This is a genomic window from Sphingomonas sp. (assembly GCF_025353885.1).
GTDB lineage: Bacteria > Pseudomonadota > Alphaproteobacteria > Sphingomonadales > Sphingomonadaceae > Sphingomonas_O.
This window is the reverse complement of record NZ_JANXNX010000033.1, coordinates 13420-29466: the sequence shown is the minus strand read 5'-3', so window position 1 is coordinate 29466 and position 16047 is coordinate 13420. Positions and strand designations below refer to the sequence as shown.

The following is a 16047-nucleotide window of genomic DNA, read 5'->3' as shown; positions in this document are numbered from 1 at the left end:
AGCAAATATGAAACGCCTGCTGGCCCTCTTGCTTGCCACTCTGCCGCTCCCCGGACTGGCGCAAACTGTCGTGACCGCCGACACCGCCGGCCAGACAGCCGAAGGCGCGACTTTCGTCCAACCCAAGGACTGGGCTGTCACGACCCGAGGACCTGCAACGCTGTTCTCTTCGCCCGAAGGAAATTTCACGGTTGCAATTGTCGCCGTCGGTAGTGCCGCGAACGCCAATGAAGCGGCGGCAAAAGCCTGGTCGCTTTACCAGCCCAACGCGAAACCGGTGCTGCGCCTTACAAGCCCCGACGCGCCAGCCTCGGGCTGGGACGAGCGCGTGGCGCTGTCGTACGAGACTCCGCCGACCGCAAAATTGGTTAACTCGGCGCTGGCGTTGCGCCGCGGTGCGGCCTGGACAGTCCTGATCGACGATGGCTCGGAAGGAACGGCGTCGAAACGGCTCGCGGCAATATCCCTGCTACAACAAACCCTGCGTCCGAAGGGCTATCAGCGCGAGACATTTGCGGGCCGCAAAGCGCACCCGCTCGATGCGGCGCGAATTACAGCGCTCAGGGCATTTCTGGCGCAATCGATCCGCGATCTTGAAGTTCCCGGTGTCGGCGTCGCATTGATCGATGGGGGCAAGGTCGTGTGGGAAGGCGGTGTCGGCGTCAGGCGTTTGGGATCGACGGAGCCGGTAACGGCACACACCAAGTTTATGATCGCGTCGAACACCAAGGGGATGTCGACCTTGCTGCTGTCGCGGCTCGCCGATGAGGGCAAGCTGCGCTGGGACCAGCCGGTGACCGAGCTCTATCCTTCCTTCCGGCTCGGCAACGAAGCGACGACAAGGGCGACTCTCGTGCGGCATCTCGTGTGCGCCTGTACCGGCCTACCGCGTAAGGACTTGAGCTTTATCCTCTCTGCGTCGACGGCGCCTGCCAGCGACACCTTCGTACAGCTGGCGGCGACCCAGCCGACGAGCGGTTTCGGCGAGCTGTTCCAGTACAACAATCTCATGGCGTCGGCGGCGGGCTATCTCGGCGGGCATCTGGCCTATCCCGGCCTCGAGCTCGGGGCGGCCTATGACCAGGCAATGGAAACGCGGATCTTCGGGCCGCTGGGCATGCGCGACAGCGGGTTCGATACGCCGCGCGCGATGACGGGCGATTTCGCGACGCCGCACGGGCGTGATGTCGATGGCCGGGTCGTGACGATGTCCAACGCCTTCAATGCCACAGTCCATCCTTATCGCCCCGCCGGCGGAGCCTGGTCGTCTGCCGACGACATGGCACGTTACGTTCAGCTCGAATTGTCGAAGGGACTTGGCCGCGACGGCAAACGAGTCATCTCCGAGGCCAACCTGCTGGAGCGGCGTAAACCTGGCGTTCTTGTTGGGGAGGATAAATACTACGGCATGGGGCTGTTTTCCGAAACCGATTACGGGGTGCCGGTGGTGACGCACGGCGGCACGCTGCTGGGCTTCCGGTCGAATTTCTATGTCTTGCCAGAAGCGAATGTTGGCGCCGTGCTGTTGACGAACGCCGACGATGGTGCGGCGCTCACGCAACCCTTCCTGCGCCGCCTGCTCGAGGTGCTTTACGACGGCAAGCCTGAAGCCGCTGCCGATGTCGCCGCAGCCGGGGCACAGGCGCGCACGGCCGCGCAGGCTCGCCGTGCGCGCCTGACATATCCGGGGGACCCCAAAGTGGTGAACGGGCTTGCCGCCAACTACCGCAATCCCGAGGTCGGGCCACTGACGATCCGGCGCAAGGACGGGGTGCTCTGGATGACCGCAGGCGCAATTGACGGGTCGCTGGCCACGCGGCGCAATGCCGATGGCAGCGTGTCAATCGTCAGTGCGGGTCCCGGTGCAATTGGGGTCGATGCGCTGGTCGGGGGCAAGCCCGGCGCGCGCACGCTGATGATCAGCGACGGGCAGCACGACTATCTTTACACTGAGGAGCGCTAGCGGGCGCGCGCCGCTTTGCTCAGGCAGCACTGCCGACAGAGGGAGGTTGCCGCCAGTGGTGCAGCGGGGAGCCCGGAGTCGTCGATCAGATGATCTCGGCCAGTGCTTCGACAGTGCGATCTACCTCGCCGATCGTGTTGTAGTGACACAACCCCAGCCGCAGCAGCCCGCCCCGATCCGTCAAGCCAAGGCGCTCGACAGCCTCAGCGGCATAAAAACTTCCAGCCCATGCGTAGATATTGCGCGTGGCGAGCGCAGTCGCCACGGCGTGTGGATCGTGGCCTGCAATGGTCATCCCAAACGTCGGCACCCGTCCCGCCATTGTCGGTGGTCCCCACAACTTTATCGCCGGAAGCGTTGCCAGCCCTTCAAGCAACCGGTGACCGAGTTGCTCCTCATAGCTAATGCACGCTGCCATCGTTTCGGCGAGGCGACCGCGTCGGTCGTTTGCAACAGGACAAATGCCGCCGCCTAGTGTCTCCAGATACTCTATCGCGCCCGCCGTGCCGGCCTGCCCCTCGAACGATGGCGTACCCGTTTCGAAGCGTCGCGCTGCGGGATAGTCGGGGGACGGTCGCAACTTATACGGTCGTATGCGCTCGAGAAGTTCGCGGTGCCCCCATAAAACCCCCTGGTGCGGTCCAAAGAACTTGTAGGGTGAGCAGACGAGCAAGTCGCAGCCCATCGCCATTACATCGACCGTGACGTGAGGCACCGATTGCACGGCATCGACGAACACGAGTGCGTTGCTGAACTGACGGACGATCTTGACGATTTTGCCAATGTCGTGGAGCGTCCCGATGGCATTGCTCGCATGGCCCACCGCGACGAGTCGGGTCTGTGCATTAATGAGGCTCGGCAGCGACCCAATATCGAGTTGCCCGTCTCGAGGATCGAAATCGAGCCAGCGAACCGTCATGTTGCGGTCGGCGGCTACCGCGAGCCAAGGCGCTACGTTCGCGTCGTGATCCAGGCGCGTTACCACCAGTTCGTCGCCTGGCTGCCAGTCGCGCGCCAATGCTCGCGCAACGGCAATTGTCAGTGACGTCATATTGGGCCCGAATGCTATCTCGTCAGGCCCGCCGCCCAGCAGGTCCGCCATCGCTGCGCGGGCGGCGGCTGTCGTTGCGTCGGAATTTTGGGACGTCGCGAACGATCCGCCGCTGTTGGCAGTACCAGCCTCGAAATGCCGCGTGATGGCAGCGATTGCGGGCGCGCAGACCTGGGTGCCGCCGGGCCCATCCAGATAAATGCGCGCAAGTCCGCCGTCGCATGCCTGCAATGAAGGAAATGCAGCCCGGACTGTCTCGATCGGAAAGGACTTGGCAGGATTTACTAAAATTGCCGAAAGCGCCATCCGCACGTCCTCAAATCAATAACGAAAAGCCACGTTGACGTTTTCGTATCCGGTCCATAGCATCCTAATTGGAAAAAGGGAGGTCATGTAATGATTTCGGTAACTCGACGCAATGTGCTGACCCGCGCTGCCGTTGCGGCTGTCGGGTTTCCGATGATCGTGTCGGGCCATTACCGACTGAACGCCGCGGTTCCACGGGCTTACTCAAAGCGTGCAGTCGATGTGGTCCGTCAGTCGCTCGTTATTGACATGCTTGCCCCGTTAAAGATCGAGGCCGATCTGTCTTTTTCGACCGCGCCCATCAGTGCACGCGACGCTCGGGAATTCTTGTCGAGCGGCATCACCGGTTTTCACCATTCCTCGGGTTTGGGCGGCCCCAACGCTTACCAAGATGCGCTGACTTATTTAGCCACCTGGGGCAATTTTGTTGCGCGCAATCCGCATGTCTTCTGCGCAATCGGCAGCGTCGCCGATCTTGTGCAAGCCAAGGCGGATAAGCGCTGCGGCGTGATTATGGGGTTGCAGAATGCGGAACAGTTTCGCGGGCCTGACGACGTAAAAACTTTTTATGAAATAGGTTTGCGGTGCGCCCAATTGACTTACAACAGTCAGAACCTGATCGGATCGGGATCAACCGATCGGGTTGATGGCGGCGTCAGCGATTTCGGCGAGGCCATTGTCAAGGCCATGAACAACACTGGCATGCTGATCGACGTATCGCACAGCGGCGACCGTACGACACTCGACGCAATTGCCCTCTCACCCAAACCGATTGCCGTTACTCACTCGAATTGCCGTGCTCTGGTCGATCATCCGCGTTGCAAGACAGACGAGGCGATCAAGTCGTTGGCAGCAAAGGGCGGCGTTATGGGCATCACAGGCGTTCGCAACTTCGTTAGCAAGACAGAGCCGACCAATGTCGGCACCATTGTCGACCATATCGACCACGTCGTGAAACTGGTTGGTATCGATCATGTTGGCATTGGTTCGGACGCCGACCTGAACGGCTATGACGACACGTCTCCGGCGTTCAACAAACGCCTGCGAGAGTCGTATAAGGCAAGTTACGCATTCCGCGATCGGATCGACACCGATGGATTCGACCAGCCCCTCAAAATTTTCAACCTGACCGAAGAACTAATCCGCCGAGGATATTCCAACGCCAATATCGGCGCGATCCTTGGCGGCAACTTCCGCCGCCTCCTCACCAGCACCTGGGGTAGTTGATGCGGCAGTTATGCTGACTGGAAGGGAATGGGTAACGCTGTCGTTGCCTTAATGTCCGATAGTGCCACTGTTGAATTTATTTCCTGGACACCCGGGATCTGGCTTAGCGTCGAGAAAAACAGGCGCTCATAAGCATCGATGTCAGCCGTAACGATACGAAGCATGAAATCTACTGCGCCCATCAGGACATAGCATTCCATGACTTCGGGAATGGCCTGCACGCGCGCTGCGAATTCGTCGAGGTGTTGGCGGCCGTGGGCAGTCAATTTTACCTGCGCGAACACCTGCGCATGAAGTCCAACCTTGCGCCGGTCGATGAGCACGACCTGAGCTCGGATAATTCCGGCATCTCGCAATCGCTGAATACGCCGCCAGCACGGTGACGGGGACAAACCAACCCGTTCGGCGATCTCCGCGGTTGAAAGCGTGGCGTCGATCTGGAGTAGTGAGATTATCTTCAACTCGAACTCGTCCAGATCGCAGGTCATATTTTTCTCCAAACTGCTAAACCATGGAAGATTTTGGCATTAGTAGGGCTTCTGGAGCAAAACGCGCAAAGATAATCCGTTCTGAAGGCGCTAATTGTCTGGAATGGAAACCACGCACACGTTAACGCTGAGCATCGATAGCGATCTGAATGTCGTGATCCGCATACTCGATCTACTGATCACGCTCGATGTCGCTCTGCCCGACGTGTCGCTCCGCGCATCAGGCGAGGCCAAACTGGTGGTCTCGAACCTGTCTGTCTCTGAAGCCCGGTTTGCGGTTCTCAAGCGTCGTGTCACTCAGATACCCGGCGTTCGGTTCGTCGCGCCATGATGATATCGGGAGCCGACTATCTGCTTGAAACGCTCGCAGAACTGGGGGTCGAGGTCATTTTCGGCTATCCTGGTGGCGCGGTCCTTCCGCTTTACGACGCCCTTATCCGCCAGGATCGGATTCGGCACATTCTGGTGCGCCACGAACAGGCCGCGGTGCACGCCGCTCAAGGCTATGCACGATCGAGCGGCAAACTGGGGGTTGTTCTTGTGACGTCGGGACCGGGCGCAACAAACACGCTCACCGGACTGGCCGACGCCCTCATGGATTCAGTGCCGGTGTTGTGCATTGCCGGACAGGTTAATCGCGCTCTCATCGGAAGCGATGGCTTTCAGGAGGCCAACATTGTTGCGATGTCGCGCGCGGCGACAAAATACAACGTCTCCCTGCGCGATCCCGCGATGCTCGACGGCGTGCTGCGTCGGGCATTCGCGATCGCCATCGCGGGACGACCGGGGCCGGTTCTGGTCGAAATTCCTAAAGACGTTCAGGGTTTTTGTGGCAGTCCGGCTGCCTTTCGGTCCCGATCGTTTGCGGTCACCACAACATCGTCGGCACCGGCACGCCCGGGGGATTTCGTTGCTGCTGCAGCACTCATTCTTGGTGCGCGACGGCCTGTTATCTACACCGGTGGCGGCGTGATAAATTCGGGGACGCGCGCCACTGCGCTGCTGAGGGCACTGGCCGAACGGACCGGCGCACCCGTCACCAGCACGCTGATGGGGCTTGGCGCATATCCGGCCACGGGATCGCAGTGGCTTGGGATGCCCGGCATGCACGGCACCTATGAGGCAAATCTGGCGATGCACGGGTGCGACGTGATGGTCTGTATCGGGGCGCGGTTCGACGACCGTGTCACCGGTCGGCTTGACGGATTCGCGCCCGATGCCCGCAAAATCCACATCGACATCGATGCAAGTCAGATTGGCAAGATAGTCCCGGTCGACGTCGGCTTGGTTGGCGACTGTGGCGACATGCTGGCGGCGCTGCTGGCGGTTCTTGGAACGGGGGACCCGCTCGATGCCTGGTGGCAGACGATATTTGGTTGGCGCGACCGCGAATGCCTTGGCTACACCCCAGATGACAGGGTCATTTTGCCACAGCATGCCATCGCTCGCGTGCACGCGCTGACCGCTCATCTGTCGCCTATTATTACGACCGAGGTCGGGCAACACCAGATGTGGGCGGCCCAATATATCGGCTTTGACAGGCCAGCGCGCTGGCTGACGAGCGGCGGTTTGGGGACGATGGGTTATGGCCTTCCCGCCGCGATCGGAGCCCAAGTCGCGCATCCCGAAGCGTTGGTGATCGATATTGCGGGAGAAGCTTCGATCCAGATGAACATCCAGGAATTGGCGACAGCGATACAATTCGGCCTTCCAGTCAAAGTGTTTATTGTGAACAACGAACGTATGGGCATGGTTCGTCAGTGGCAGGACCGTCATCACGAGGGCCGTCGCGCGCATAGCTATGCCAGCGCGCTTCCCGATTTCGTGGCGCTTGCGGCGGCCTATGGCTGGACCGGCCTGCGGGTTAGTGATCCCGCCAAGCTCGATGCAACCATCAGTCAGATGATCTGCACGCGCGGCCCGGTGCTCGTCGACTGCCGCGTCGCCGCCGATGAAAACTGCCTGCCGATGATGCCAACAGGCGCTGCGCATAACGAAATCGAACTGGCGGCACCGGCGAAGACGGATCTGGCGTGGTGTCGAGGTTCCTGATTGCGGACGGTCGTCGTGGTCTATATTATCGGCGGGGATCAAACGGGAGGGCGGCAAGTGGCAGCGTCGAAACATGATTTGCAGCGCGATCAGTCCAGAGTCTTGTCGACAGCAGCGGTGGGATTCTTCCTCTATTTCATAGCCGCCCTGTTGCTGCTGCATGCGATCCGACCGGATTATACGATCGTCGATCATATGATCAGTGACTATGCGGTCGGACAGTTCGGCTGGATCATGACGACCGCCTTTGTCTCGCTAGCGCTGGGCTGTCTGACGCTCGCGATCGGGCTGTTCCGGGACGGGCTGAAATCGTGGTTGGGCCGGGCCGGTGCGGCGCTGTTGGTCGTGGCGTTCGCGGGTCTTATTGTGTCCGCACTTTATCCGACTGACCTCGAAACTCTCCCATCCACGCGTACGGGTAATATTCACACCATAAGCTTCCTGGTAAATATCGTCAGCATCCTTCTCTCAACGATTTGTTTGGCTTTAAGCTATGCGCGCAACCCGGATTGGCGCCGTCACCGCGCCGTCGCGCTGGCATTTTCCGGGCTTTTGATTGTCGCCTTCGTGGCCCAGTATCTGACACTGCACAAAGGCGCACCGTACGGCATAACCAACCGACTGTTCGTTGCCGTTCTGATAACATGGCTGATATTGAACGGCTTCTGGCTCAGATCATCTGCGAGCAAGGGCCACGCCTTCGGGGCGGATTAAAAAGCGAGGCGTCTTCGAAAAGCCGATGTCAGGGCCGAGCGCTTGCATGCCGCACTTCGATGCAGGCGCCATTGACGCGCGCTCGCCTCGCATATAGTCCTACAAATAGAATTGGCGTAAGCGACGGCGACCGACAGGTTGATCGCGCAGGATCAGGGGAGAAGCGTATTTATGGCCATGCCGCCATCGACGACGGGTAATATGGGTGCGGCCACGGACCAGAAGGGGTTCAGCTATGCCCCCGCGCTGACTCTCCTCGGCACATTGTTCTTTATGTGGGGGTTTATCACCGTCATCAACGGCACACTGCTTCCTCATCTGCGTAGCGTTTTCGACCTGTCCTACACCCAGACGACCTTGATCGAGAGCGTGTGGTTCATCGCCTATTTCTTCGCGTCGATCCCGTCAGCAAAGCTGATCGAGCGGATCGGCTATCAGAAATCGATGGTCGTCGGGCTCGGCATGATGGCGGCGGGTGCGCTCGTCATGGTGCCCGCGGCGCGTATACCCTCTTACGGCGTCACCCTGTTCGCGCTGTTCGTCATCGCCAGCGGCATTACCTTGCTGCAGGTCGCGGCCAATCCCTATGTCGCGGTGGTCGGCAAGCCCGAAACGGCATCGTCGCGGCTGAACCTCGTGCAGGCGTTTAACTCGGCGGGTGCGACGCTGGCACCATTGTTTGGCGGCTACCTCATCCTCGGCCGCACCACATCGGGCACGGCCGTTGCGGGTGCCGCCGCACTGACGCCGGCCGAAAAACTTGCCGATGCACAGTCGGTCGTGCTGCCCTATCTCATCGTGGCGGTCGTGCTGCTGATCCTGGCCGTCGTCATTGCTCGCTTCCCGCTTCCCGCCATGGGGGTCGCGACGCAACGCGCCGCCAAGGCAGAGCGCAAGGGCCATTCGCTGTGGAAGCACCGCAACCTGGTGTTCGGTATTCCGGCAATCTTCATCTACCTGATCGCTGAAATCGGCGTCGGCAATCTTTTCATCAACTTTGTTTCGCAGCCAGAAATCGGTAACCTGACGCACGAGCAGGCGTCGCATTACCTGTTCCTGCTTTGGGGCGGGATGATGGTTGGCCGTCTTGTTGGGGCGTTCGTAATGCAGAAGGTCGATGCCGGCCATGTCCTCGCTTTCGCCAGCATCGGCGCTACCGTGGTTATGCTTGTTGCGGCCTTTACCACGGGCCATGTCGCAATGTGGGCGCTGATATCGGTCGGACTGTTCCATTCGATCATGTTTCCCACGATCTTCACGCTCGGCATCCGCGGTCTGGGTCCGTTGACGGAGGAGGGGTCGGGGCTGTTGATTATGGCAATCGCAGGCGGCGCGCTCGTGGTTGTTCAGGGTTGGCTGGCCGACAGTTATGGTCTGCAGGCGTCGTTCCTGCTGACCACCGCGTGCGAGCTCTACGTTCTGTTCTATGCGCTCTGGGGTTCGCGCCCGACCGAGATGTTGCCGGACCAGATCATTACCTGAGCGGCGCACGACCCCATACGGTCCGTGCTGAGTTCGCCAGACCATAGGAGAACATGATGATCCGCACGCTGCGCGGCCTTGCCGCCGTCATTCTGCTGGCCTCCAGCGCGGTTTCGGGGGCGCAGGCGCAACCGACTGCGGAGCGGGTCCCTGTCGAGACGCCTGTGACGATGGCGGTGCACGGCGACCGGCCCGGTCCGGTTTATGACCGGCGCATCTTTACTCAGTTCGCCGAGCATCTCGGCACTGGTATTTATGGCGGTCTGTGGGTTGGCCCGAATTCCGACATTCCCAACACGCGCGGCTTTCGCAATGATGTGGTTGCGGCGTTGAGGGGCATCGCCGTGCCGGTCATTCGCTGGCCCGGCGGATGCTTTGCGGACGAATACCACTGGCGCGAAGGAATCGGCCCCCGGGCAAAGCGGCCGGTGAAGATCAACACGCATTGGGGCGGGGTGACCGAACCCAATACGGTCGGCACGCACGAATTCATGGACCTTGCCGAACAGATCGGGGCCGAGGCCTATATCGCGGGGAACGTCGGCAACGGCACGCCGCAGGAAATGGCCGAATGGGTAGAATATATGACCGCGCCCGCTGGCACCCTTGCCGACGAACGCGCCCGGAACGGCCGCAAGACGCCCTGGGCCGTGCCCGTTTTCGGCGTCGGCAATGAACTGTGGGGCTGTGGCGGCAATATGCGCCCCGAATATGCTGCCGACGTGACGCGGCGCTATGCCACCTTCATCAAGGCACCCAAGGACACGCGCATCCTGAAGGTCGCCAGTGGGGCCAATGTCGACGATTTCCGCTGGACGGAGGTCATGATGCGCGAAGTGACGGGCCAGGTTGATGCCCTGTCGCTGCACTATTACACCGTCCCGGGCGGCTGGCCGCCGCGCGCTTCGGCCACGCTGTTCGACGAAGCGGGCTGGGCAGAGACAATGTCCGAGGCGCTGCGCATGGACGACCTCATTACGCGGCACAGCGCGATCATGGACAAGAGCGATCCGAACAAACGGGTATGGCTGGCGGTCGACGAATGGGGCACCTGGTATGCCGGGGACAAGGGGACCAATCCGGGCTTCCTGCGCCAGCAGAACACGTTGCGCGATGCGCTGGTTGCGGCGGTCAACCTCAATATCTTTGCCAAACATGCCGACCGCGTGAAGATGACCGCGATCGCGCAGATGGTGAATGTGTTGCAGGCCATGATCCTGACCGACGGCAAGAAGATGGTGCTGACGCCGACTTATCACGTCTTTGCCCTGTACAAGGGTTTTATGGACGGCACGGTGCTGCCCATTGACATCAAGTCGCCCCCTTACAGCAAGGACAAGTGGACGATGCCCGCGATCAGCGCGTCGGCGGTGCGCGGCAAGGACGGTAAAGTGCGCATCGCACTCGCCAATCTCGATCCGAACCTGGCGCACACGGTATCCGCGACGCTGCCCGGCCTGACCGCGCGGAGCGTGTCGGGGCGGATACTGACCGCCCCACAGATGAACGCGCTCAACAGCTTCGACGCGCCCGCGACGGTCGTTCCGATCGCCTTTACCGGCGCGACGCTGAATGCGGGCGTCCTGTCCGCAAAGCTGCCGCCGAAATCGGTGGTCATGCTCGTGCTGGAGTGATGACGAGACCCAAGGCTTATCTGTTCGCGATGGCGCTGCTGGTTTGTGCCAGCAGCGCCTTGACGCCGGCCACGGCGCAGCAAACGCCAACGCTGAACAGCCGGCTGAGCGGAGATCTGGTGCCGACGCACGATCCGGTAATTGCACGCGAAGGCGATACTTATTACGTTTTCGGGACCGGCATGTCGGCGCGAAGCTCGCGGGATCTGGTTCACTGGACGCTCGGCAAGCCATTGGTGGACAATCGGCTACCCGAATGGGCCACCAAGGCGGTGCCCGGCGCCAAGGGCATGTGGGCGCCCGACATTTCGTTCGCGAACGGCCGGTGGCAGCTTTACTATGCGGTCTCGACCTTCGGCTCCAACCGGTCGGCGATCGGGCTGTTCACCAGCCCGACACTTAACCCTGCTGCACCCGGCTACGGCTGGCGCGACGAGGGGATAGTGCTGATGTCCACCGCGCAGAGCGACTTCAACGCGATCGATCCCAATTTCATCGTCGATCGGCAGGGGCGGCACTGGTTGTCATTGGGCAGCTTCTGGAGCGGACTGAAGCTGTTCGCGCTGGATGCCAAGACCGGCAAGCCGACGGACCCGACCGCCACGCCCACATCGATCGCACGCCCCCCCGCACCAAAGGGAGCGCCCGCGCCGGTCGAGGCACCGTTCATTTTCGATCATGGCGGCTATTACTGGCTGTTCGCCTCGTACGACTATTGCTGCAAGGGTGTGAACAGCACCTATTACACCGTGGTCGGTCGGTCCAGGGCGATCACCGGGCCCTATCTCGGCAAGGATGGCAGCGCCATGATGACGGGCGGGGGGACCATTTTCCTGCGTGCCGACCTGCCCGAAAAGGACCGCTTTCGCGGGCCCGGCCATGTCGGCTTCCTGCATGACAGGGACGGCAACGACTACGCCGTTTACCATGCCTATGATCGCGACAATCAGGGCGCACCGACGCTGCGGATCGCGCAGGTGAAATGGGCTGCGGACGGCTGGCCGCAGGCGGAGAATTGATCATGCACAATTTTACCCGACGTGGTTTCGTGGCTGGGGCGGCAGTATTGGCAGCGACCCCGGCCCTCGCCCGCAGGCCAGCGAACAAATCCGTTATCACCAATCCGCTGGTGCGTCAGCGTGCCGATGCACAGGTGTTCCGCCATACCGACGGCTGGTATTACATGACCGGATCGGTGCCTGAATACGACCGGCTGGTGCTGCGCCGTTCGCGCACGCTCGCCGGGTTGGCGACGGCCAACGAGCGGGTGTTGTGGCGTCATCTGTCCAGCGGGCCGATGTCGGGCTTTATCTGGGCACCCGAACTGCATCTGATCGACGGGCAATGGATCATGTATTTCGCCGCCGGTCCCAGTGGCGGCGGCGAGGATGTATTTCGCATCCGCACCTATGCGGTGACGTGCAACGGGCACGACCCGATGACCGGCACCTGGACCGTGCTCGGCCAATTGCAGACGGGATGGGACAGCTTCACGCTCGATTCGACCAGCTTCGTGCATCGCGGCACCCGCTATCTCGCCTGGGCGCAGCGTGAGGACGGGATCGACAGTAATTCGAATCTGTATCTGGCACCGCTGGCGACGCCGCTGACCCTGGCGGCCAAGCCCGCGCGGCTGACCGTACCAACGCTCGCGTGGGAAGTGCGCGGCTTTAAGGTCGCCGAAGCGCCAGCCTTTCTGGCGCGCAACGGGCAGGTGTTCATAACCTACTCGGCCAGCGCGACCGATTCGCGCTATTGTATGGGGATGCTGCGTGCGAAGGACGATGCGGACCTGATGGAGCCGGCAAGCTGGTCAAAATCGCCCGTGCCGGTTTTCAAATCCTCGCCCGAACACAAAGTCTGGGGACCGGGGCATAACAGCTTCACGGTGGATGAGCGGGGCGGTGACATGCTAGTTTACCACGGTCGCGATTATGAGAAGATCACCGGCGATCCGCTGTTCGATCCCAACCGGCATACCCGGGTGCAGCCGTTCCGCTTTGCGCCGGACGGCAGCCCTGACTTCGGTGTGCCATTGGGCAACGGTCGGCTGTAGGTCGTCGATCAGGCCATTAGTCCTACAACCACCGGGCAATCACTGGCTGGGTGGGCCTCATGGCCCGATCAGTGCATACCATTTTGATAAACTTTAGGCCGAATAATCAGGCGCGCCGATGCGGCTCCAACCTGAACTGTACCCCATTTGCAACAAAATTCATTTCTCCGACAAATGATCTTGCCTGCACGTTGCTAAAATTCTAGCAGGAAAAAAACGCCCGGAATATCGATGGCGTCGTGAAGGGGAGAGGCTGATGACAACCAAGTCCATATTAAGCGCGTCCGTGGCAGCATTTGCGCTGGTCTCGGCGCTGTCGCCGCTGGTGGCGCAAGCCAAGCCAGCAAAGCGGGTGCCAGACGCACGGGAAGCGCCGAAGCCAGCGGCCCCATCGGACCTGAGCATCAATTCGGCGTCGCCCGCGCCTGCGGTTCAGGATGAGCCCGCCGAGGGTGGCGACATCGTGGTCTCCGGCCTGCGTCGCAGCCTCGAATCCGCGCAGAACATCAAGCGCCTGTCCGACGGGATCGTCGATGCCATCGTCGCCGAGGATATCGGCAAACTGCCCGACACCTTCGCGTCCTCGGCGCTGCAGCGCGTGGCCGGCGTGTCGGTCACGCGTGGCGGCGGCGAATCGGCCGGCGTTACGGTCCGCGGCCTGCCCGACCTCACGACGACCTATAACGGGCGTCAGATTTTCACCGCTGAGGGTCGCTACGTCCAGATTCAGGACTTTCCCGCCGGCACCGTGGCGGCGCTGGAAGTGTATAAGTCGGGTCTCGCGCCGCAGATCGAGGGCGGCATTGCCGGATCGATCAACGTGCGCGGCCGCAAGCCGTTCGATTTCGCCGGCTTCGAACTGTCCGGTTCGGCAAATGCCGTGCTGTCGCAGCAGTCCGAAAAAATCGTGCCCAATGCCAACCTGCTGATCAGCGATCGCTGGAACACGGGCATCGGCGAGATGGGCCTGTTGCTGAACGTTTCCTATGTCGGCATCAACTTTCTGGATTCGACGCGCGAACAGTCGCTCGTGATCGGCAAGACCGATGCGAACAACGCACCCGGCGTCCAGCCCGGGCTGCGCTTCCCCGACGCGCAGGGCAATTTCCTGGGTTACGGCGAGCGTTACCGTCCGTCGGCCAACGCCGCTTTCCAGTGGAAGCCCACGCCCGAACTCGAAATCTATGCCGACGGCCTGTACCAGGGTTTCCGGTCAAAAGATTATAACCGCTATATGTTCATCCCGATCTTCGGCGACATCAAGCTGTCGAACGTGACGGTCATTCCGGGCACCGACCAGATCTCGACCGCGACCGTCACCAATGCAGTGCGGCCGGACGGCTTTAGCGGCTCATTCAACGGCAAGACCGACACCTACCAGGCTGGTGGTGGCGCGATCTGGACCAAGGATCGGCTGAAAATCTCTGCCGATCTGGCCTATACCGACAGCAAGTTCACCGCCAACCTCGTCAACGTGGATTATGCGATGGCCAGTTCGCCGGTGCGTAATGTCCAGTTCGATGTGGCGAAGTATGGCGGTGCGTCGCAGAGCTACGTCAACTTCAACATCACCGACCCAGCCAATTACATCAGCCGCGGCCTGTATCAGGAGCTGACTGTGGTCAGTGGTCAGGATTGGCAGGCGCGAACCGACCTTTCCTATGAACTTGACATGGGTTTCCTGAAGCGGATCGAGGTTGGTGTGCGCTATGGCGATCGCAAGGCCGCGCGGGACTTCGGTAACATCTACCGCAACAATGAGGGACTGCGCATTCCGCTGACCTCGCTGCCTGGCGCGGACGTCAGGGCGACACTGCCTGGCTTCACCTATAATGATGCCCAGCCCAACAAGACCTATGCCGCGATCACGCGCAACAGCATCCGCGACAATCTCGTCGCCCTGCGCAGCTTCTTTGGGGAGCCGGCCGGTCTCCCTGCCTTTAACCCTAGCGACAATTTCCGCGCCAACGAGAAGTCCTATGCTGCGTACGCGCAGGTGAAATACGGCTTCGACCTGGGCAACATCGTGGTCGATGGTGTCGTCGGCCTGCGGGCGATCAAAACCAAAACAAAAATCAATGGTTTCTCACGCATTGTTCTAGGTTTGAATCCTGACGGCAGCGAAATATTATCATTCCCTGCGATTTCGGCAAACAGCAACTATACAGATTATTTGCCGAACGTCAGTTCGCGGATCGCCCTCAGTGACAAGCTGCAATTGCGCCTCGCCTACACTCAGACACGCACGCGGCCGAATTTCAACGATCTTCGTCCGAATACGTCGCTCGGGCAGCCTGTGATCCTCGCACCCGACAGTCCTTGCCGCGTCGACCCAACCACACCGCAGTGTGTCGAGCAGTTGCGTCGGGGCGGCTCGGCAGGCAATCCCAACCTGAAGCCGCTCACGTCCAACAATTATGACGTAAGCGCTGAGTATTACTTTTCACGGACCGGGTCGTTTACTGCGGCGGTCTTCCGGCACGACGCGCAGGGCTTCCTCGTGACGGTGGACGATCGCTCCGCCGCTGGTCTACGCATCGCGCGGCCGGTGAACCTGGGCAAGACCCGGCTGCAAGGGGCGGAGGTAACGTTTACCAGCTTCCTCGATATCGATAGCCTGCCCGACTGGGCAAAGGGTTTCGGCCTTCAGGCAAACGGCACGTTTATCGACGCGAAGGGTGATCTTCAGCCTAACTTCGCCGCTTCGCGCAACAGCAAGCAGGGAGACTTTCCGGGCGTATCGAGATGGTCGTACAACCTGGTCGCGCTCTACGAAAAGCCGATGTTTTCGGCGCGTGTCGCCTATAACTATCGATCGAAGTTCGTGTCTTACTACAGTCTCGAACCCCTTGATCCGATCGCCCATGCCGTCATCGAACGGGGCCGTGGGCAGGTCGATTTCTCGACCTCGGTTACCCCAACACCCAACGTCACGATCGCGTTCGACATCATCAACCTGCTCGGCACTCCACTGCAGCGCACGCGTCAGTATGACACGGGCACCTACACGCGGCAGACCATCGACCTCGAGCGGGCCTATTCGCTCGGTGTGCGCTTTCGCTTCTGATTAGAGG

At 60.9% G+C, this 16047-nt stretch carries 11 protein-coding genes and 1 pseudogene; 10 read left to right on the top strand and 2 right to left on the bottom strand.

What is annotated here, in order from left to right; translation table 11 throughout:
- Positions 1-7: 7 nt before the first annotated feature.
- On the top strand, positions 8-1963 hold the full coding sequence (locus Q0R02_RS03845; RefSeq protein WP_293881007.1) for a serine hydrolase: 1956 nt from the start codon (positions 8-10) through the stop codon (positions 1961-1963).
- An 85-nt stretch (positions 1964-2048) separates the two neighbouring features.
- On the opposite strand, the gene Q0R02_RS03840 is transcribed toward Q0R02_RS03845, so the two are convergent.
- Complete coding sequence (locus Q0R02_RS03840) at positions 2049-3320, bottom strand: cysteine desulfurase-like protein (protein ID WP_293881005.1); 1272 nt, start codon at positions 3318-3320, stop codon at positions 2049-2051.
- Between the two features lie 90 nt (positions 3321-3410).
- Here Q0R02_RS03840 and Q0R02_RS03835 point away from each other — a divergent pair, with 90 nt between their 5' ends.
- Complete coding sequence (locus Q0R02_RS03835; protein WP_293881004.1) at positions 3411-4547, top strand: membrane dipeptidase; 1137 nt, start codon at positions 3411-3413, stop codon at positions 4545-4547.
- An 8-nt stretch (positions 4548-4555) separates the two neighbouring features.
- On the opposite strand, the gene Q0R02_RS03830 is transcribed toward Q0R02_RS03835, so the two are convergent.
- Entirely contained in the window at positions 4556-5035 is a 480-nt protein-coding gene (locus tag Q0R02_RS03830) for an Lrp/AsnC family transcriptional regulator (RefSeq protein ID WP_293881003.1), read from the bottom strand.
- Positions 5036-5129: 94 nt separating this feature from the next.
- Here Q0R02_RS03830 and Q0R02_RS03825 point away from each other — a divergent pair, with 94 nt between their 5' ends.
- The 8 genes and pseudogenes from Q0R02_RS03825 (at position 5130) to Q0R02_RS03790 (ending at position 16040) form a co-directional block, all read left to right on the top strand.
- Positions 5130-5366, top strand: a complete 237-nt coding sequence (locus Q0R02_RS03825) for a hypothetical protein (protein ID WP_293881001.1) — start codon at positions 5130-5132, stop codon at positions 5364-5366.
- Complete coding sequence (gene ilvB, locus Q0R02_RS03820) at positions 5366-7087, top strand: biosynthetic-type acetolactate synthase large subunit (protein WP_293881056.1); 1722 nt, start codon at positions 5366-5368, stop codon at positions 7085-7087. The genes Q0R02_RS03825 and ilvB overlap by 1 nt, the downstream gene beginning before the upstream one ends.
- A 15-nt stretch (positions 7088-7102) precedes the next feature.
- Positions 7103-7801, top strand: coding sequence for a DUF998 domain-containing protein (locus Q0R02_RS03815; protein WP_293881000.1), 699 nt, complete (start codon positions 7103-7105; stop codon positions 7799-7801).
- 171 nt (positions 7802-7972) lie between these two features.
- Positions 7973-9283, top strand: coding sequence for a sugar MFS transporter (locus tag Q0R02_RS03810; RefSeq protein ID WP_293880998.1), 1311 nt, complete (start codon positions 7973-7975; stop codon positions 9281-9283).
- A gap of 56 nt (positions 9284-9339) precedes the next feature.
- On the top strand, positions 9340-10917 hold the full coding sequence (locus tag Q0R02_RS03805; protein WP_293881054.1) for an alpha-L-arabinofuranosidase C-terminal domain-containing protein: 1578 nt from the start codon (positions 9340-9342) through the stop codon (positions 10915-10917).
- 29 nt (positions 10918-10946) lie between these two features.
- A complete protein-coding gene (locus tag Q0R02_RS03800; RefSeq protein WP_293881052.1) occupies positions 10947-11936 on the top strand; it encodes an arabinan endo-1,5-alpha-L-arabinosidase in 990 nt (329 codons plus the stop codon).
- A 2-nt stretch (positions 11937-11938) separates the two neighbouring features.
- Positions 11939-12970, top strand: a pseudogene (locus Q0R02_RS03795) (family 43 glycosylhydrolase); the annotation flags it as partial.
- Positions 12971-13229: 259 nt separating this feature from the next.
- Complete coding sequence (locus Q0R02_RS03790) at positions 13230-16040, top strand: TonB-dependent receptor (RefSeq protein ID WP_293880996.1); 2811 nt, start codon at positions 13230-13232, stop codon at positions 16038-16040.
- The last annotated feature ends 7 nt before the right edge of the window (positions 16041-16047 follow it).